The sequence below is a fragment of the bacterium genome (assembly GCA_030655055.1).
Lineage (GTDB): Bacteria > Edwardsbacteria > AC1 > AC1 > EtOH8 > UBA5202.
This window is the reverse complement of sequence record JAURWH010000226.1, coordinates 1-18,929: the sequence shown is the minus strand read 5'-3', so window position 1 is coordinate 18,929 and position 18,929 is coordinate 1. Positions and strand designations below refer to the sequence as shown.

The window sequence follows — 18,929 nt, the reverse complement described above, 5'->3', positions numbered from 1 at the left end:
TAACCTTATGCCTTTAAAGCAATAGGGGCAACGGCCAAAGTTGATTTTAACACTTGACAAATATATATTTTTTAGATATACTTACTATCTTTACTGGAAAACCAGCCCTTGAATATATAACAGCTTTGGGGGCTTATAATTAGCTAATTCAGGAGGACCAAAGATTTCTATGAAGACCTATGTAGCCAAAAAGGGCGAACTGGAGCAAAAATGGTTTCTGGTCGATGCCAGCGGGATCCCGCTGGGACGGCTGGCCTCCAAGGTGGCCCATGTGCTGCGGGGAAAGGGCAAGCCGCAATATACCCCCAACCTGGACTGTGGCGATCACGTGGTGATCGTCAATGCGGCCAAGGTGCGGCTGACCGGAAACAAACTGCAGAACAAGACGCTTAAGCGCCACAGCGGCTTTCAAGGCGGCCTGCGGACCGACAAGTACCAGGACCTGATGGTCCAGCGGCCGGAGAAGGTGATAGAGCTGGCGGTCAAGGGCATGCTTCCCAAGACCACCCTGGCCCGCTCCAACTTCAGCAAACTGCACGTCTACGCCGGGGGCGAGCATCCCCACGCCGCCCAGGGCCCCAAGGCAGTGACCCTGTAATCTCATTCCGATAAAATTCTTATACCCCATAAAATATTAGGAGGATCAATGGACCAGGCTGTTTACAAAGCAACCGGAAGACGCAAGCGTTCAGTGGCCCAGGTTAAAATGGTTCCCGGCCAGGGGAAGATCACCATCAACGAGCGGACCTGCGAGGATTACCTCTGCCGGCCCACCCTGGTGATGCAGGTCAAGCGGCCCTTTGAACTGACCGCCACCGTGGGCAAGTACGACATCACCGCCAAGGTGGACGGCGGCGGGATCGCCGGCCAGGCCGGAGCCCTTACTTTGGGCATCTCCCGGGCCCTGCTGCTGGCCTCCCAGGAAATGCGGCCGTCGCTGAAATCCAACGGCCTGCTGACCCGCGATCCCCGGGAAAAAGAGCGCAAGAAATACGGGCAGAAAAAGGCCCGCAAGCGCTTCCAGTTCTCCAAGCGTTAATATCAACGAGCTTACAGCTTTAAGCCTAAGGCTGTAAGCTTTATCACACACGTCCGATCAAATCCCCGGGCGGGGGTGTCACCGGCGGCCTTTGGCGGCAGGTGATCCTGTCCGGTTTCGGGCGGAGGAACAACCAACAAAAAATCAGGAGGATCTTTACTTGGCCAATTACACCATCAAAGACCTGCTGGAGGCCGGAGTCCATTTCGGCCACCAGGCTCCCCGCTGGAACCCCAAGATGAAGAAGTTCATCTTTGACCAGCGCGACGGGATCCACATCATCGACCTCCAGAAGACCATGAAATGCCTGGAGACATCCTTGAACGTCATCCGCAAACGGGCCGAGCAGGGCGACGAATTCATGTTCGTGGGCACCAAGAAGCAGGCGGTGGATGTCATCAAGGAAGAGGCGGTGCGCTGCCAGATGCACTATGTGGCGGAACGCTGGCTGGGCGGACTGCTGACCAATTTCGCCACCATCCAGAAAAGCATCCGCCGGTTGAAGGACCTGGACAAACTGTCGGAAGCCAATTTTGCCGGATATACCAAAAAGGAGATCCTGGGCCTGGAACGGGAGCAGAAGAAGCTGGAGACCGTGCTCTGCGGCGTCAAGGACATGCACCGGTTGCCGGGCGTGGTTTTTGTGGTGGACTGCAAAAAGGAAAAGCTGGCCATCGCCGAGGCCACCAGGCTGGAAGTGCCGGTGGTGGCCATGGTGGACACCAACGTTGACCCCGACGGCATCACCTATCCCATCCCGGCCAACGACGACGCCCTGCGCTCCATCAAGCTGATCACCGCCCTGGTGGCCGACGCCATCATCGATGGGCGGGCCAGGTTCCAGAAGGAGCAGGAGGCCCATCACCAGTCGGCCGCCGAAGGCAAGGAAGTTCCCGGCGGAGCGGCCGCCCCCAAGCGGCATCTTTCGGACCGCCGTCCCCCCAGGCCCCAGACCGGCCGGAGCAATGACGGCCGGGGCGGTGACAACCGGGGCTCGGGCCCCCGCCGCGACGGACAGGCTTCCCAGGGCCGCAGCTCAAGCGGACCCCGGCCGGCGGCTCATGCCGCCCCCAGGCCGGCCGCCCACGCCGCACCCAAGGCCGAAGTGAAGACCGAAGAAAAGAAATAACCAACAAATCACCAATTTCACAATTTTTTAGTCTGGATATAAAATGTCCTTTACTGCCGAAGACGTAAAAAAACTCAGGGAAAAGACCGGGGTCGGGATGATGGTCTGCAAGGAGGCCCTTACCTCCGCCAATGGAAACGTGGATGAGGCCGTGGAATACCTGCGCAAAAAAGGTTTGGCCATGGCCGAAAAGAAAGCCGGCCGGGCCACCGCCGACGGGTTGATCGGGATCGAGATCGCCCCCGACGGGAAGACCGCGGTGATGATAGAAGTGAACTGCGAGACCGATTTCGTGGCCAAGACCGAGCAGTTCAAAGAGATGGTCAAAGGCCTTGGCCAATGGGCGCTGGGGCAGAACAAGGGATCGCTGACCGCCGCCGACCTGGCCCCGGAGCAGCTGGAACAGGTGAAACTGACGGTGGCCAAGGTGGGCGAGAACTGCCAGTTCAAGCGGGGCGAGAAGATCCACAGCCAATCGGGCCTGGTGGAAGGCTACCTGCACCTGGGCAGCAAGCTGGGGGTGCTGGTGGAACTGGACGGCGGCAACTCTCCGGAGATCAAGGCCCTGGCCCGGGATCTGGCCATGCAGGTGGCGGCCTCGTCTCCCCAGTGGCTTTCCCGCAAGCAGGTTCCGGCCGAGGTGCTGGAAAAGGAAAAGGCCATTTATCAGGAGCAGGTGCGGGGCGCCGGCAAGCCGGAGAACGTGGTGGAAAAGATCGTGACCGGCAAGATAGAAAAATTCTACTCCGAGGTCTGCCTGGTGGAACAGGCCTATGTCAAGGATCCCCAGAAGACCGTGGAGGCCATGGTCAAGGAAACCGCCGCCAAGTCCGGGGCGGCCCTGGAAGTCAAGCGTTTTGTCCGTTTCCGCCTGGGCGAGTAACGACAAAAGACCAGACAGGATTTACATGATTACCCGGATTTTTACAGAAAAATTACCAATCCGGTCGAAGCCTGAAACAAATTTTTCCCCTGGCGTGTTTCCTGCCCCATTTGATGTTCTACCACTCATAACAAGGGGGACCGAAGTTGGAAAAGGCTCCTAAATATCAAAGGATCTTACTGAAACTTTCCGGAGAGACCCTGGGCGGCGCGGCCGGCCAGGGTCTGGACATTCCCTCGGTGGAACGGATAGCCGGGGAGGTCCTTTCGGTAAGGGAGCTGGGAATATCGGTGGGCGTGGTCATAGGGGGCGGCAACCTGATGCGGGGCGGATGCCTGAAGAACGACAGCATCCCCCGGGTGACCGCCGACAACATCGGGATGCTGGGAACCGTCATCAATTCGCTGGCCCTGCAGAGCATGCTGGAGCATCTGGGATGCCAGACCAGGGTGATGACCGCCGTGGACATGCCCAAATTCGCCGAGCCTTTCATCCGGCGGAGGGCCCTGCGCCATTTGGACAAGGGCCGGGTGGTGATAATGGCGGCCGGCACCGGCAACCCCTACTTTTCCACCGACACCGCCGCCGCCCTGAGGGCGGTGGAGATCGGGGCCCAGGCCATATTCAAGGGCACCAAGGTGGACGGAGTTTACGACTGCGATCCCATGAAGAACAAGCAGGCCGTGCGCTATGATTCCCTGAGCTACGAAAAGGTGCTGGCCGACCAGTTGAAGGTGATGGATGCCACCGCGGTCTCGTTATGCCGGGAAAATTCCATGCCCATCATAGTATTCAATCTTAACCACCCCGGGACCCTTAAAAAGATATTAATGGGAGAAAACCTGGGAACAACAGTTAAGGAGTGATGATATGCTGCAGAAGGTTTATCAGGATCTGGGACACAAAATGGACAAGGCGGCCGAGGTCCTAAAGAACGAATTCTCCGGGATCCGCACCGGGCGTGCCAATCCGGCGCTGCTGGAAGGGATCAAAGTATTATGTTACGGCGCCCTGACCCCCCTGAACCAGGTGGCCGGGATCTCGGTGCCCGAATCCAGGCTGCTTCTGATCCAGCCCTGGGACAAAAGCGTGCTGGGCGAGATCGAAAAGGCCATCCTCAAGTCGGACCTGGGCCTGACCCCGGCCAACGACGGCAAGGTGATCCGGCTGCCCATTCCCACTTTGACCGAGGAACGGCGCCACGACCTGGTGAAGGTGGTCAAAAAGATGGCCGAGGAAAGCAAGGTGGCCATCCGCAACATCCGCCGGGAGTCCAACGAAGAGATCAAGAAACTGGAAAAGGACAAGCACATCTCGGAGGACGAGAGCAAGACTGCCCACGACAAGGTGCAGGAGATGACCGACAAGCACATCGCCCAGCTGGAGGAGCTGCTGAAGAAAAAAGAAAAAGAAATCATGGAAGTATAAGACAGCGCAAACGAGGAGAACAAGCAAAATGCCTTTTGTGATCAGCGACGAGTGCGTAGCCTGTGGCAGCTGCGTGGATTCCTGCCCCAACGGCGCCATAGTGGAAGGTGAGGACAAGTTTGAGATAACCGACGACTGTGTGGAGTGCGGAGCCTGCGTGGACGCCTGCCCGGTCAGCGCCATCAAGGAAACCTAAGTTATTTTAAGAGCTCCGGCCTTTGATTATTAAGGCGCTTCCCCTGGGGATCATGGCTTTGTCCGTTTGTTGAAAAGCCCGCTCCCTTTTAAAGCGGAGGCGCCTTAATGCATTGCAGGCTACTTGGGAATATTTATCCGCAGATTACCGCAGATTGAGCTTATAATCGTAATAATAATTTATGAAGATAACCATCGCAGGCACCACCCATCAGCTGAAGAGCCTTCCGGCGCATGTGGCGGTGATCATGGACGGCAACGGGCGCTGGGCCAGGAAACGCGGACTGCCGCGGCTGGCCGGCCACCGGGCCGGGATGAAGTCGGTCAAGACCATAGTCAACACCAGCGGCCAGACCGGCATCAAGTACCTGACGCTCTACGCCTTCTCGGTGGAGAACTGGCTGCGGCCAAAGCCTGAGGTCTCCGGGCTGATGAAGATCCTGCGGGAATATCTGGTCAAAGAAGTGGACGAGCTGGACGCCAAGGGGGTGAAGATAATCACCACCGGCCGCACCGCCGACCTGGAAACCAACGCCCGCAAGATACTGGAGGACTCCATCGCCCGCACCAGGAACAACAAGGGACTGGTGCTGAACCTGGCCCTTTCCTACGGCGGCCGGGCCGAACTGGTGGACGCGGTCAAAAAGATGTCCCACGACCTATTCGCCCATAAGGTGCAGGCCGAGAAGATAGACGAGAAGCTGTTCCAAAGATACCTGTATCATCCGGAGGTGCCGGACCCGGACCTGATCATCAGGACCTCGGGCGAGAGCCGGCTCTCCAACTTCCTGATCTGGCAGGCGGCCTATGCCGAGTATTATTTTACCGAAGTTTTGTGGCCGGATTTCGGGGAAGAGGACCTGTACCGGGCGCTGGTGGAGTACCAGCAGAGGGAGAGACGGTTCGGGAAGGTGTAGCTGAATTGATCTTCTTAACGGGCTAAAGGCTAAAAAACATGATATTTACCGTTAATAAATCGGGCTGATCTGGTTGCAGTCCGATTTTTTCTTTTTTCTCAATAAATCTCTTGCAAACAAGGGGTTATATATGGTATTTTTAAATGTTAAACCACTTAAAGGTATATAATGAAAAAAGCCATTTTTGCCCTGTTCCTGCTATTGTCCTTCGGCTCACTTTGGGCCGAAGATTCCAAAGACTTAAGCCTTAAGCACTGGGCCTACCCGGTACTGCAGCGGTTCGAGGCCAGGGGCTGGCTGGTGCTGCCGGCCACCCGGCCCTATAGCTACGGCCAGGTCGCCGCTGTATTGGGTAAAATGAAGGAGGTCATTTCCTCTAACCAGGTGACCCTTTCAACGGCTGACCAATACAACTGGGACAGGCTTTCCCAGGAGTTCCTGGCCGATTCCACAAAACCCCGGCTGGTGGAAAAGGACCTGTTATCCGTGGGCGACGAGAACCTGGCATTCAATGCCGACGGGGCGCTTTGGCCCAGGGACGAGATCAGTAATTTGGGCGCTCCCCGCTATTCGCTGACCGGACAGGTGGATTTCGGCGGCAGCATCAAGGGGACAATGATCTTTGATCAGAGGCTGTCTTTCCTGGTGGAAAAGGAGAACGCCAAGGTGGAGAAGACCTCAGCCACCCAGACCGCCTGGCGGGGCGGAAAGTTAGTGATAGACTGGTCGTATTTCCGGGTCAAGCTGCCCTGGCTCTACGTCACACTGGGCCGGCAGCAGCACTGGTGGGGGCCGGGCCGGGTGGGCACCCTGCTGGTCTCGGACAACGCTCCGGCCTTTGACGCATTGAACCTGAAAATTGATTATAAGCGGGTCGGCCTGGAATCCTTCGCCGGGATACTGGGCACCGAGCAGCAGCGCTTCTTTTCCGGGCACCGGGCCACCTTCAGATTGTTCAAAAGCCTGGACCTGGGAGCTTCCGAAGTGGTGATCTACAAGGCCAAGAACATAGACCCCGTATACATCAATCCCTTGCTTCCATTCTACGGCACCCAGTGGAACGAGCGGGAGGACGACAACGTGGTGTGGGCGGCCGATGCCGCCTGGAACGCCTTCAACGGGTGCAAGGTCTACGGAGAACTGCTGATGGACGATGTCCAGTACGAGCAGGATCCGCCGGCCCCCCAGAAGCTGGGCTTTCTGGCCGGGTTCCATCTGGCCGACCCGCTGGGCCTGCCCGATACCGATGTCAAGCTGGAATACGCCGGGAACCAGAAATGGGTCTACGGCCACCGCCGTTTCGCCAACCGCTATGCCGGCGGCGACAGCCTGAGCATCATCGGCCACTTTATAGGCACCGATGCCGACCTGTTCGATCTGAAGCTGGAACACAGATTACATCCCCGGTTCAACCTGGGTCTGGAGTACACGCTGGAACGGCACGGCCAGGGAAGTATCTCTGACAGCCTGATCTACGGGAACCAGATCATTTACGTTGACGGCGACCCCTTTACCACTGGGGGTGTTCTGGGCAGCGACACGGTAGCCTTAAGCACTGGTTTTTTGACCGGCACCATACAGAGGCGTGATCTGGGCGCGTTGTACTTCAGCTGGCAGCCATGGCATTGGATGGTCTTTGACGCCAAGTTCTGGCTGGCTTATACCAAAGATCCCGGCAACTTGCCGGGACTGGGGTTCAATGACCGGGGAGCGGAGATAAGTTTAAAGCTGGATTACTGATGACGTGTTCTTTTCTTTTTGTAACGCCAAAAAGCAAAGAACCAAAAGAAAAAGCTCGTCGCTTAAAACTCTCCGAGCGTTGCGCTTCTCGTTGCTGACGGGCTTGTCTGAACTCGGGCTTTGGTCAAGCCCTCAAACAGGCCAGACAAGCTTTTTCCGCCATCAACTGCGATGCTCACTGATCGTTTTAACGCGACAACCGGGGTTGGTACCTGATTATCGAAAAGTCTTTGGAGTAATCAGTTAAATAAAATCATTTGGAATCATGTTAATCCTTTCAAATAAAACGTGCTAAATAAGATAACCGCCGCCATAAAACTTTCCCGTCCCGGGAACGTGGCCATCACCGGACTTTCGGTGCTGGTGGGCACCTCGGGCTATGGGATCAGGGCGCATGCCTGGGACATCGTTCTGGCGGCAGTTTCGGCCATGCTGATAGCTTCCGGGGGCAACAGCCTCAACGATTATTACGATCTTGAGATCGACAAGGTCAACCGCCCCCAAAGGCCATTGCCATCCGGTTTACTTCAACCTATAACAGCAGTTTATCTGGGATCAGCTGAAATCATTTTGGGTCTGGCCCTGGCGTATTTCATCGGCATCAAACCTTTGGCGCTGGCCCTGGCGGTCTCCATCCTGCTATGGCTCTACGCCGCCCGGGGCAAAAGGATGGGGCTGGCCGGAAATCTGGCTGTGGCGCTGGTCTGCGGCCTGGCCTTTGTCTACGGCGGGCTGACAGTGGATAATATTGGGATCTCACTTTTCCCGGCCGGGTTCGCTTTTCTGATGCACCTGTCACGGGAGATCATCAAGGACGTTCAGGACCGGAGCGGGGACCTGTCGCAGGGCGCCAGGACCCTGCCCATAACCTGGGGGGCGGAGAGGTCACTTAAACTGGCGGCGGCGGTGCTGATGGTCCTGATAACCCTGACCCCGGTCCCTTATCTGCTGGGCATTTACAACATCCGTTACCTGCTGGCCGTGATCCTGGGAGTGGACCTGATGCTGGCCATGATGATCATGAAGCTTTTGACCGTTCCCCGGGACGAGGATCTGGCCCGGATAAGCTTTTTCATGAAGATAATGATGCTGGTGGGGATAATGGCCATCAGCCTGGGACTGTGACCGAAGGCAAAAATCAAAAGGCAGAAATCAAAATTAAATACATCACAATTGATCTAAGATTATGTCTATCTTCCAAGCATTGATACTGGGGTTGATCCAGGGGCTGACCGAGTTCCTGCCGGTGTCCAGTTCCGGGCACCTGGCCCTGGCCGAAAGACTGTTCGGATTGTCCGGCGACAATCTGAGGTTCGAGGTCTTCGTGCACCTGGGGACTCTGCTGGCGGTGCTGGTCTTCTTTCGCCTCAAGGTCTGGAAACTGATCAAGTCGGTCTTCACGGGACGGATGTATTACCAGAAGGGCTGGCACTTCACCGACGAGAATTTAAAACTCTCGTTGCTGCTGATCCTGGCCACCATCCCGGCGGCCTTCATCGGCTACAAGTTCGACGACGTCATTGAGCAGGCCTTTGCCAGCCCCATCGCGGTTTCGGCCTTTCTGCTGGTCACCGGGACCATCCTGTTTTTGACCCGCTTTGTAAAAAGCCACGAAGGGAAGATCAACTGGTGGCGGGCCCTGGTCATCGGCCTGGCCCAGGCGGTGGCCATACTGCCGGGAGTGTCGCGCTCGGGCAGCACCATTGCCGCCGGGATCTTCACCAGGATGAAACAGGAGAAGGCGGCCGAGTTCTCGTTCCTTTTGTCCATTCCCATCATTCTGGGGGCCGGGGTGGTCAAACTGAAGGACATGCTGGAGACCGGTCTGCCGTCCTCCGAGCTGCTGATGATTACAGTGGGGGCCATTGCCGCAGCATTATCAGGTTACTGGGCCATCAAGGTAATGCTGCATCTTGTCAAAAAAGGCCGGCTGGAATATTTTGCCTATTACTGCTGGGCGGCGGGACTGGCCGGACTGGTTTGGTTTGCATTAGTCAAATGAGTTATAATTTGTACTTTGTGTCTTTGTGCCACTTCGATAAACTCAGTGCACCGCTTTGTGGCTTAAATAATCTTACTGATCTTTACCAATGAAAAAACAAAAAACAAATCCACTAAAGATCGGGCTTCTGATAATAGCCGGCGCCCTTATCGCCGTGGCCATCACCGGGGCCTTTTACCGGACCAACGATCCCGAGCCGGCGGCCTGGCCGGCCACTCCCGGGATCCTTTGGGCCGTGATCCTGGCGGCGGTCTACGCGACCCTGATCTGGCGGACCGTCAGCCGGGAGAGCCGCCAGCGCTGGCAGCTGTGGACCCTGCTGCTGCTGACAGCCGTCACCGTCATGGCCGTGCAGCAAACCGGGGGCTTGAACTCACCCTGGTTGTTCACATACCTGCTTCTTACCCTGCTCTCTCTCTACCGGGCCGAGGAGAAATGGCAGTTCCTGGCCCCGGCCGTCCTGCTGCTGACCGAGGGCGGATCCGCTTGGTTCCACCAGATGATCCCGGGACCGGCCCTGTACCGGCTGGGCGGGCTGCTGCTGTTCCTGGCCTCGGCTTTTACAGTGGGCAGGCTTTTGCTGAAGCGCAGTTTTTCGCCGGCCCAAAACCAGGAGGATGAACCGGAGCGGGAGGCCGTGGCCCCATCGTCAGAACTAAAGCACGACTTGCAGTCCCTGGCCTCGCTGATGCACGCCAGCCTGGGCGCCAAGACGGCCGCCTTTTTCCGGCTGGACCCTTCGGCCAATTATCTTAAACTGGCGGCCTGCCGCAGCTACAGCGCCGAGATCATCAAGGAAGCGGCTCTGGACGCCCAGAAGGGCATTTTGGGCTGGGTGGTCAAGGAGAAACAGGCACTGCTCTATCCGGTGTTCTCAAAGGATTCCAAGGACCTGGGATACTACGCCAAGTCCGAGCCGCTCAAATCCCTTTTGGCCGTGCCCATCATCATGGAGAACCGGGTGGAGGGGATCGCGGTGGCCGACAGCGAGGAGGAGAACCATTTCAACGAATCCTCCAAGGCCCTGCTGGCGGGCTTCGCCGAGGAGGCGGCCCGGCTGATGATCCTGCACCAGAGCCATTCGGCCCTGGGACTGGAGGGGGAGCGGCTTAAGGAATGGAACCGCTACCTGGAACAGATGGCCAACCGGCTGAGGGTGGACGAGGTGATAGAGATCATGGGAAAACTGATCCCCGAGCTGGTGTCCTGCGAACACCTGGTTCTGCTGCAGGCGCCGGAGTCCGGCGATGTCTGCCGGGTGCTGCTGGCCGAGCCGGCCGCCGCCGGGTTCCCGGCCCCGGGGACGGAACTGGACATCTCCGGCACCTTATGCGAACAGGCTGTGCGCATCCTGGAATGGCGCAAGGTGGACGATTTTTACCGCCGCTCGCTGGGCCTGTTCCGGTTCAGCCGGGAGGAGAGGCAGGACCACGGCTTCCGCTCGGTGCTGGCCGCTCCCCTGACCTACGAAGGGGTCTGCCATTACATCCTGGTGCTGGAAAGCCGGAAACCCTACGCCTTTGAGGCCGAAGCCGAGACACTGCACATCCTGCTGAGCCAGTTCTCGCTGGCCCTGCGCAGCGCGGCCCTCTACCAAGAGAAGGAGCAGATGGCCATCCGCGACGGGCTGACGGGGCTGGCCAACCACCGCCGCTTCCAGGATTACCTGGCCGAGACCCTGGCCAAGTCAGATGGCAAGCCGGTGGGGGTGGCGCTTTTCGACATCGACTTTTTCAAGAAGCTTAACGACAATTACGGGCACCCCATCGGCGACGCGGTGCTTAAGGAAGTGGCGGCCCGGCTGAAGGCCAACACCTCCAAATATGATTTTGTGGCCCGCTACGGCGGAGAGGAGTTCATAGCGGTGTGGCCGGGCAGGACCGACAAGGAGGCCGAGGTCCTGGCCGAAGGTTTGAGGCAGGCCATCGGGAACGAAAAATTCTCCACCACCGCCGGGGAACTGCCGGTGACGGTCAGCCTGGGAGTAGCCTCGTATCCCCAGGATTCCAACAACAAGCCCGACCTGATCAAGGCCGCCGATGAAGCGCTGTATGCGGCCAAGAAGGCGGGGAGGAACCGGGTGGTGAGGTATTCCGCTATGCCTAAAGCATGAGTATTATTAAGAATTGAACAAAATGACAAAAAGGTCTATAAAAATATTTTTGAACCCCAATCCGGAGTTACGCGGGGAAACATTAGTTGACCCGCATGGCAGGCATTTTGAAATGATCAATGACCCATTTATTGCGGTGGAATTGCTAAACTATCCCAAAGGAGAGTACAGCGTAACATTAAAACAACCTTTGGTCTTAACTAAAAAAACACAAATCACAGCGCCGTATCAAATAATATATTTGTTGGACAAAAGACTGGCGGATCCTTTAATTTCTAAAGCCACAGTTATTGTTAATGGCCGGGGCTATAATGATATTTATACTCAAGACATAGGAGTTCATTCCATTAACGGTCTAATCTGCGATTACAACAAAAAGCCCCGTCAAGCTTATATTTGGTTTGGCTTAAACGCACCTTCAGAACACAAAATAGTTGCCCGTTCGGACAAAAAGGGGAGATATCGGATATACCTCCCGAAAGAAAAACGAGTAAGGGTATTTATCAACGATATAAGCTACGGAAAATCCACATTGGAATGCTGGATAATGGCCAAGGAGTTAAAAAATAACGTGACCATTGATCCGAAGATAGGTGGCAAATATGAATTCTATGAATTAAATGTTTGGCATTTTGATAATATCTGGAATATATTTTTTCTTCCGGCTGTTGTGGATGCACCGATACCTTCACTGGTAAATAAAAGGGATCTGAAAATAAGTATCAACGGGCAAAAAGCAAAAATACTAAACTTCACACCACATAAAGTATTTTTCAAGGGAAAAACCAAAGGCGTATTTTATCCGGCTTATATTATTGCTGCTACCACAGAAAAACCGGTTCCATTAAATGAAAGCCCAGCATTGATACATGTGCAACTTAACTCAAAAAAGCTGGGGCAAGGGGAAGCCTGGTATATATACAACATTGCTGAGGGATAGATATAAATCAAGAAAAAATAAAAAGGAGAAATGCCATGCGTCAGATCATCAAAACAGAGAAAGCTCCGGGCGCCATCGGACCCTATTCCCAGGGCGTGCAGTACGACAACAAGCTGGTCTTCACCTCCGGGCAGATCCCGCTGGACCCCAAGACCGGCCAGCTGGTGGAAGGGGATATCAAGGCCCAGACCAAGCAGGTGATGGAGAACCTGAAGGCAGTGCTGGAAGCCGGCGGCTCCAATCTCAAGAAAGTCATCAAGTGCACGGTCTTTATGGCCGACATGAACGACTTTGCCGCCATGAACGAGGTCTACGGAGAGTACTTCCAGCAGGCGCCCCCGGCCCGCTCGGCCTTCCAGGTGACCCGTCTGCCCAAGGATGCGAAAATTGAGATCGAGGCTATCGCCGAAATTTAATTAAACCACAAAGACACAAAGGCACAAAGAGATCATAAATTGGTGTCTTTGTGCCTTGGTGGTGAAAAAAGGTAAAGATGCAAAGACACAAGATCATCCTGAATCCCAAGGCCCATGGCGGAGAGGCGGCCGGGCATGCCGAGCAGGTAAAGGCGCTATTCACGGCCTACGGGCTTAACTTTGAGCTGGCCTTGACCGACCACGAGGGCGACGGAGCCAGGCTGGCCAAGGAGGCCATTGAGCGCGGATTTCAGATCATCGTGGCCGCCGGCGGCGACGGGCTGGCCGGCGAAGTGGCCGGGGCTTTGGTGGGCAGCCAGGCGGTGTTCGGCATGATCCCGCTGGGCTCGGGAGACGACTTTGCCAAGTCGCTTAAGATCGGCCGTTCCATCCCCCAGGCGGTGGAGGCCATTCGCGACCGGCAGACCATGATGGTGGACGCCGGAACGGTCAGCTCGCCCCTGCCCGGAGGGCAGAAGCTGGAGCGGTACTTTTTCAACTGCGTGGGCATAGGCCTGGACGGCGAGGTGATAATAGAGAAGCTGAAGATCAAGGGCCTGCGGGACCTGAAGCTGTATCTTTGGGCCACCGTCAAGGCTCTGCTGCGCTACAAGGGCCAGAAGATGTCCTTTGACTTCGGGCAGGGCAAGGTCTGGCACCAGACGCTGGTGGCCGAGATCACCAACGGCAAGAGCGTGGGCGGCGGGTATTATCTGAACCCCGGGGCCAAAGTGGACGACGGCCTGCTGGACCTCTGCCTGATCCACAAGCTGACCTGGCTGGAATTCTTCAATCATGTCCCCAAGACCTTCAAGGGAAGGCATACCGAGATCCGCCAGGTGACCATGGGCAAGCTGACCAGGGTCACGGTGGAGTCGGAAACCCCCATGTCGGCCCAGGTGGACGGAGAGCTGTGGCCCTATGTCAACCGGTTCGATATCTCCATCGTCCCCAGGGCCCTGCAGTGCATAGCGGGCAAGGACGACGCAGGGGAGAGGCTGAAGAGTTTTTCATGAGCAGGGGGTCAGCCTGGGTATCCAGTAGTCAGTATCCAGTAGCCACTATTCAGTAAGTAGTATGATGAAACGTTTATACATAATCAACGTTCTCCTTTTCCAGGTTCTCCTGACAGGATTTGCCATGGCCCAGCCCAGGGCGCCAATGGCGCCGGTGGTGGCCTGGAGCGACAGCGTTAACGGCTCTGTCCGTTCCGACGATTATCACTGGCTTAAGGAGCGGTCCGATCCCAGGGTTAAAAGATACCTGGAAGCCGAGAACGCCTACACCGATTCGGTGATGGCCCCCACCAGGGACTTGCAGAAAAAACTGTACCGGGAGTTTCTGAACCGGATCAAGCAGACCGATCTCTCGGTCCCGGTGAAGCGCGACAGTTTCTATTACTACTCCCGCACCGTCAAGGGCCAGGACTATTATATCTACTGCCGCAAGAAAGGGTCTCTCAAAGCCTCTGAAGAATTATTACTGGACGAGAACAAACTGGCTCGTGGCCACGCCTATTATTCTATCGACATCACCGAGGTCAGCCCCGATCACTCCATCCTGGCCTATGCGGTGGACACCACCGGAGCCTTTGTCTACGATGTGTATTTCAAGGACCTGAAGGCCCGAAAGAACATTTCCGACTCCATTTCCGGCGTCAGGAACATAGTCTGGGCCAACGACAGCCGGACAGTATACTACGAAGCGATGGACAGCACCCAGCGCTCCGACCGGGTTTTCCGCCGCCGGCTGGGGGAAGGCCGGGACAGCCTGATCTACCGCGAAGCCGATCCCCGGTTCTGGGTAAGCATCAGCAAGACCTTTTCGCAGCAATACCTGTTCATCACCTCCGCCAGCAAGGAGGAGTCCGAGCTGCGCTATCTTAACGCCGGACGGACTGAGGACAGCTTCAAGCTTTTTAAGCCCCGGCGCCAGAAGGTTGAATACTGGCTGGAGCATCACGGTCCGGACTTCTACATATTCACCAATGACAGCGCCCAGAACTACCGGCTGCTGCGGACACCGGTATCCGATCCCGCCGCCAAGAACTGGGTGGAAGTGATCCCGCACCGGCCCGATGTCCTGCTGGAAAACGTGCTGATGTTCCGGGATTTCATGGCTATTCAGGAACGGACGAATGGCTTAAGCGGGCTGAAGGTCCTTAAATGGGGCGATACCACGGCGGCTGTGGTCCTGAAATTCCCGGAGCCGGCCTATTCCATCTACCCCTGGCAAAAATACGATTATAATTCCTCCAAGCTCCGCTATACCTACAATTCGCTGGTTACGCCGCCTTCGGTCTACGAATACGAGATGGACAAAGGCACTTATCACCTTCTGAAAAGACAGGAAGTGCTGGGCGGATACGATCCCCTGGGCTATGTTTCGGAGAGGATCTACGCCACCGCTCCGGACGGGTCCCGCATCCCCATTTCGCTGGTCCACCGCCGGGGATTGAAACTGGACGGGAGCAATCCCTGCTACCTTACCGGTTATGGCGCATACGGCGACAATAATGATCCCTACTTCAGCTCCAGCCGGTTGAGCCTGCTGGACCGGGGCTTCGTCTATGCCGTGGCCCAGGTGCGGGGCGGCCAGGAGATGGGACGGGGCTGGTATCTGGACGGGAAACTCCTGAACAAAAAGAACTCTTTCACCGATTTCATCGCCTGCGCGGAGCAACTCATAAAACAGGGATACACCTCTTCCAGTAAATTGGTGATCAGCGGCGGCAGCGCCGGAGGACTGCTGATGGGGGCGGTGGTCAACAGCCGGCCCGATCTGTTCCGGGCTGCGGTGCTGGACGTGCCGTTCCTGGACGTCATCAACACCATGCTGGACCCCACCATTCCCCTGACCACCGCCGAGTATCAGGAATGGGGCGATCCCCGGGATCCCCAGTATTACCGGTACATGCTGTCCTACTCGCCTTACGACAACATCCGGGCCCAGGACTATCCGGCCATGCTGGTAACCACCGGCTGGAACGACGCCAACGTGGCCTATTGGGAGCCGGCCAAGTGGGTGGCCAAACTTCGGACCGCCAAAACCGACAGCAACCGCCTGCTGTTGAAGACCGATATGAAAAGCGGGCACCACGGGCCTTCCGGCAGATATGGTTATCTCAAGGACCTGGCCTTTGAATATGCCTTCATATTGGATGTGCTGGGGATAAAACGATAGTGCCTAAATAACTTGGAAGATAGAATATTGAATTCAGAACTAAAGAACTGTAATTTATTGAGCAACAATGGGTGATTTCGAGAACAATCGTACTTTCATGAAAAACGGATTCGGTTATCCTGATCGAGAACTGGTTTCCGATCAGGATAAAGGCTTGCCGCAACCGCCTGTTGAAAAAGTCATCGGCAGTGGTTTAAAAATTATTGACCTGCCGCAAGTTGATAAAAATACAATAATACAAGGTGACTTGTTTGCTTGTATCAATAACCGCAGGAGCCGGCGCAAGTTTGTCAATCAGGCGCTGACTGTAAGTGAGTTATCTTTTTTATTGTGGGCGACTCAGGGGGTACAAAAGGTTGTGCCGGCTTACAATCGAACCGGCATAGGTACGTTACGGCCGGTACCTTCGGCTGGTGGAAGGAATGCTTATGAAACTTATCTGGCAGTCAACAATGTGACAGGTCTGAAAAGCGGTATATATCTTTATCGTCCACTTGAACATAAACTTGCCTTTTACCGTGAAATTGATAATTTATCAGACAAGCTGGTTGCTGCATACGGTGGCACCGAGTATTTAAACGAAGCCAAGTGGCTTGCTGATACACCGGTAGTATTTATATGGTCGTGTATTCCTTATCGCGGTGAATGGCGTTATCATTGTGAATCTCATAGGTTGATGCTTTTAGATGCCGGTCATATATGCCAGAATCTTTATTTGGCTTGTGAAGGCATAGGGTGCGGTACTTGTGCAATTGGCGCTTGGGAGAAAGATGCTTTTGACAAACTGCTTGGTCTGGATGGTAAAGATGAATTTGTCGTCTATCTGGCTGGGGTTGGCAAAACAACAACTGAACCCGCTTAGCAATGAATTCGAACCCATATGATAGACTGGACTACAATATTTATGCCAATAAATAAAATATGAAAACCATATCGCTACTTTCCGGAGGCCTGGACAGCATCCTGGCCGCCAGGACCGTAATGGAACAGTGCATCGAGGTCATCGGCCTCTGCTTTGTTACGCCGTTCTTCGGGCCGGAGCCGGCCCGCAAGGCTGCCGGCCAGCTGGGCATCAAACTGATAGAGCACGATTTCACCGATGAATACTTCGAGATGATGAAGAACCCCCGCTACGGATTCGGCGGGAACATGAACCCCTGCATAGATTGTCACGGGATGATGCTGAGGACCGCCCACGGCCTGCTGGAGGAGCATGGGGCCTCGTTCCTGATAACCGGAGAGGTGATGGGAGAACGGCCCATGTCCCAGACCAAGGGAGGCTTGAACGCGGTGCTGAAACTGTCTGCCGACCGGGACCTGATCCTGCGCCCCCTGTCGGCCAAACTGCTGGCGCCCTCAAAACCGGAGCGGGAGGGCTGGGTGGACCGGGAAAGGCTCCACGACTTTTCCGGGCGGGGCCGCAAGCGGCAGGAGGAGCTGGCCAAAAGTTTTGGGATCAAGGATTATCCCCAGCCAGCCGGGGGCTGCCTGCTGACCGAGCCCAACTATTCCACCCGGCTTAAAGAATTGCTTAAGCACGAAGGATTTGTGAGAAGGGATGTGGAACTGCTGGCCGCCGGGCGGCATTTCAGGATCGCCCCGAACGTAAAGCTGGCGGTGGGTCGCAACAAGGCGGAGAACGAAGTTCTGCTGAAACTGGCCGGGGAGGATGATATGGTCATCCGGCCGGATCACAATATCAAGGGCCCGGTGGGTCTGCTGCGGGGAGGACCGGATGAGGCCGAGCTGGCCCTGGCCCTGCAGATAGTGGCACGGTACTGCGATGTCAAGATCGATGAAAAATTAAGCCTGAATATCTATACCGGAAATGATCCGGTGAGGACCCAGGAAACTGTTAAACCTGCCGAGCAGGAAGTGAACGGTTACATGATATGAAAATAATATTTTTGTCCTCATCGTCAGCAATCTCCACACAACTGGTCATTCCCGCAAAACTTGTCCTCGACAGCGATCGGGGAGTGGGAATCCAGGAAAACACTGGATTCCGGGTCAAGCCCGGAATGACAAGCTGCATAAGACTTATGTCGTCGTGTATGATAATATCCCTGTTTTTACTTCTACGGACTCCAGCCCTGGCCCAGCAGGACACCACATTCAAGAAGCCGCACCGTTCGGCCTTTCTGGCGGTATCATTTTCAGCCGTGATCCCGGGGGGCGGGCAGTTGTATACCCAGAATTACCTGAAAGCGGCCGGGTTTGCCGGGGCACTTGGCTATGTGGGATACAATTGGTATAAGTATGACAGGGATTATTGGAATGCCAGCGGACCGGAGTTAGATTATTTGTATGAGAAAAAACGCAAGTACATGTTGTGGACCATCGGGGTCTGGCTGGGTTCGCTGGCCGACGCCTATGTCAGCGCCCACCTCTACAAATTCAACCAGAACGCCGAACCGCGGGTCACTGTAATTGTGGAGAGGAACAAGCTGGCCCTGGCGGGACGGTTTTGACCCAACCCGCTTCGGCACTGCTCAGTGCAAGCCTTCACCCCTTCCCGCCCTTCATTTGTCAAACGAAGCGGTTTTCTCAGGGCAAGCTCTGGGAAAGGGCAGGGGTTAGGCCGGAAAAACCAAACTTACAAATGCACCTCATCTTGAATACAAGGAGAACCCAATGCAGATAACAACCAACTTAATTCTTCTGGGCTTCGGGCTGTTCCTGGCCTTCGCAGTCCTGTGGCTGTTCCTGAGGGGCTTAAGCCGCTGGAAGTTCTTCCAAAGCCTGGGCCTGGTGCTGAACATCAGCGGCCTGTACGTGGCCTTCCGGCTTTTTTTGCATTGGGGTCATATTCCCTTGAAAACACAGACCCATACCCTGGTGCTTTCCATCGGGGTGTTCCTGGGGTTCTACCTGGCCATCAAGATCTTTGAATACCTGGGATTTGACCTGCTTCTTTCAGGCAGCAAAAAGGCCCAGGTGCCGC

General features: G+C 55.7%; 19 protein-coding genes and 1 pseudogene. All 20 read left to right on the top strand.

What is annotated here, in order from left to right:
- Positions 1-169 precede the first annotated feature (169 nt).
- Entirely contained in the window at positions 170-598 is a 429-nt protein-coding gene (gene rplM / locus Q7U71_10770) for a 50S ribosomal protein L13 (GenBank protein ID MDO9392239.1), read from the top strand.
- Positions 599-646: 48 nt separating this feature from the next.
- A complete protein-coding gene (gene rpsI / locus Q7U71_10765) occupies positions 647-1,039 on the top strand; it encodes a 30S ribosomal protein S9 (GenBank protein ID MDO9392238.1) in 393 nt (130 codons plus the stop codon).
- Between the two features lie 160 nt (positions 1,040-1,199).
- On the top strand, positions 1,200-2,168 hold the full coding sequence (gene rpsB / locus Q7U71_10760) for a 30S ribosomal protein S2 (protein ID MDO9392237.1): 969 nt from the start codon (positions 1,200-1,202) through the stop codon (positions 2,166-2,168).
- A 43-nt stretch (positions 2,169-2,211) separates the two neighbouring features.
- Positions 2,212-3,051, top strand: a complete 840-nt coding sequence (tsf, locus tag Q7U71_10755; GenBank protein MDO9392236.1) for a translation elongation factor Ts — start codon at positions 2,212-2,214, stop codon at positions 3,049-3,051.
- 146 nt (positions 3,052-3,197) lie between these two features.
- Positions 3,198-3,917, top strand: a complete 720-nt coding sequence (gene pyrH / locus Q7U71_10750) for a UMP kinase (GenBank protein ID MDO9392235.1) — start codon at positions 3,198-3,200, stop codon at positions 3,915-3,917.
- 4 nt (positions 3,918-3,921) lie between these two features.
- Positions 3,922-4,479: a ribosome recycling factor gene (frr, locus tag Q7U71_10745; protein ID MDO9392234.1), complete on the top strand. Its 558-nt coding sequence runs from the start codon at positions 3,922-3,924 to the stop codon at positions 4,477-4,479.
- A 13-nt stretch (positions 4,480-4,492) separates the two neighbouring features.
- Positions 4,493-4,675 (top strand): annotated as a pseudogene (locus tag Q7U71_10740) (4Fe-4S binding protein).
- A 181-nt stretch (positions 4,676-4,856) separates the two neighbouring features.
- The gene (locus Q7U71_10735; GenBank protein MDO9392233.1) at positions 4,857-5,591 is read left to right on the top strand and encodes an isoprenyl transferase; all 735 of its coding nucleotides are present in this window, start codon (positions 4,857-4,859) and stop codon (positions 5,589-5,591) included.
- Positions 5,592-5,759: 168 nt separating this feature from the next.
- On the top strand, positions 5,760-7,331 hold the full coding sequence (locus tag Q7U71_10730; GenBank protein MDO9392232.1) for a capsule assembly Wzi family protein: 1,572 nt from the start codon (positions 5,760-5,762) through the stop codon (positions 7,329-7,331).
- A 288-nt stretch (positions 7,332-7,619) separates the two neighbouring features.
- Positions 7,620-8,456, top strand: coding sequence for a geranylgeranylglycerol-phosphate geranylgeranyltransferase (locus Q7U71_10725; GenBank protein ID MDO9392231.1), 837 nt, complete (start codon positions 7,620-7,622; stop codon positions 8,454-8,456).
- 61 nt (positions 8,457-8,517) lie between these two features.
- Positions 8,518-9,333, top strand: a complete 816-nt coding sequence (locus Q7U71_10720) for an undecaprenyl-diphosphate phosphatase (GenBank protein MDO9392230.1) — start codon at positions 8,518-8,520, stop codon at positions 9,331-9,333.
- A gap of 88 nt (positions 9,334-9,421) precedes the next feature.
- Positions 9,422-11,446: a diguanylate cyclase gene (locus Q7U71_10715; GenBank protein ID MDO9392229.1), complete on the top strand. Its 2,025-nt coding sequence runs from the start codon at positions 9,422-9,424 to the stop codon at positions 11,444-11,446.
- A 13-nt stretch (positions 11,447-11,459) separates the two neighbouring features.
- Positions 11,460-12,386 carry a hypothetical protein gene (locus Q7U71_10710; protein ID MDO9392228.1) on the top strand — a complete coding sequence of 309 codons (927 nt, stop codon included), beginning with the start codon at positions 11,460-11,462 and terminating at the stop codon, positions 12,384-12,386.
- Positions 12,387-12,421: 35 nt separating this feature from the next.
- Positions 12,422-12,802, top strand: coding sequence for a RidA family protein (locus Q7U71_10705; GenBank protein ID MDO9392227.1), 381 nt, complete (start codon positions 12,422-12,424; stop codon positions 12,800-12,802).
- A gap of 77 nt (positions 12,803-12,879) precedes the next feature.
- The gene (locus tag Q7U71_10700; GenBank protein ID MDO9392226.1) at positions 12,880-13,818 is read left to right on the top strand and encodes a diacylglycerol kinase family lipid kinase; all 939 of its coding nucleotides are present in this window, start codon (positions 12,880-12,882) and stop codon (positions 13,816-13,818) included.
- 61 nt (positions 13,819-13,879) lie between these two features.
- Positions 13,880-15,985: a S9 family peptidase gene (locus Q7U71_10695; protein MDO9392225.1), complete on the top strand. Its 2,106-nt coding sequence runs from the start codon at positions 13,880-13,882 to the stop codon at positions 15,983-15,985.
- 67 nt (positions 15,986-16,052) lie between these two features.
- Positions 16,053-16,847: a SagB/ThcOx family dehydrogenase gene (locus Q7U71_10690; GenBank protein ID MDO9392224.1), complete on the top strand. Its 795-nt coding sequence runs from the start codon at positions 16,053-16,055 to the stop codon at positions 16,845-16,847.
- Between the two features lie 59 nt (positions 16,848-16,906).
- Entirely contained in the window at positions 16,907-17,881 is a 975-nt protein-coding gene (locus Q7U71_10685; protein ID MDO9392223.1) for a tRNA 4-thiouridine(8) synthase ThiI, read from the top strand.
- A 158-nt stretch (positions 17,882-18,039) separates the two neighbouring features.
- Positions 18,040-18,456: a hypothetical protein gene (locus Q7U71_10680; protein MDO9392222.1), complete on the top strand. Its 417-nt coding sequence runs from the start codon at positions 18,040-18,042 to the stop codon at positions 18,454-18,456.
- Positions 18,457-18,619: 163 nt separating this feature from the next.
- Positions 18,620-18,929, top strand: a 310-nt coding sequence (locus tag Q7U71_10675; protein ID MDO9392221.1) for a hypothetical protein, incomplete at its 3' end; no start/stop codon positions are given.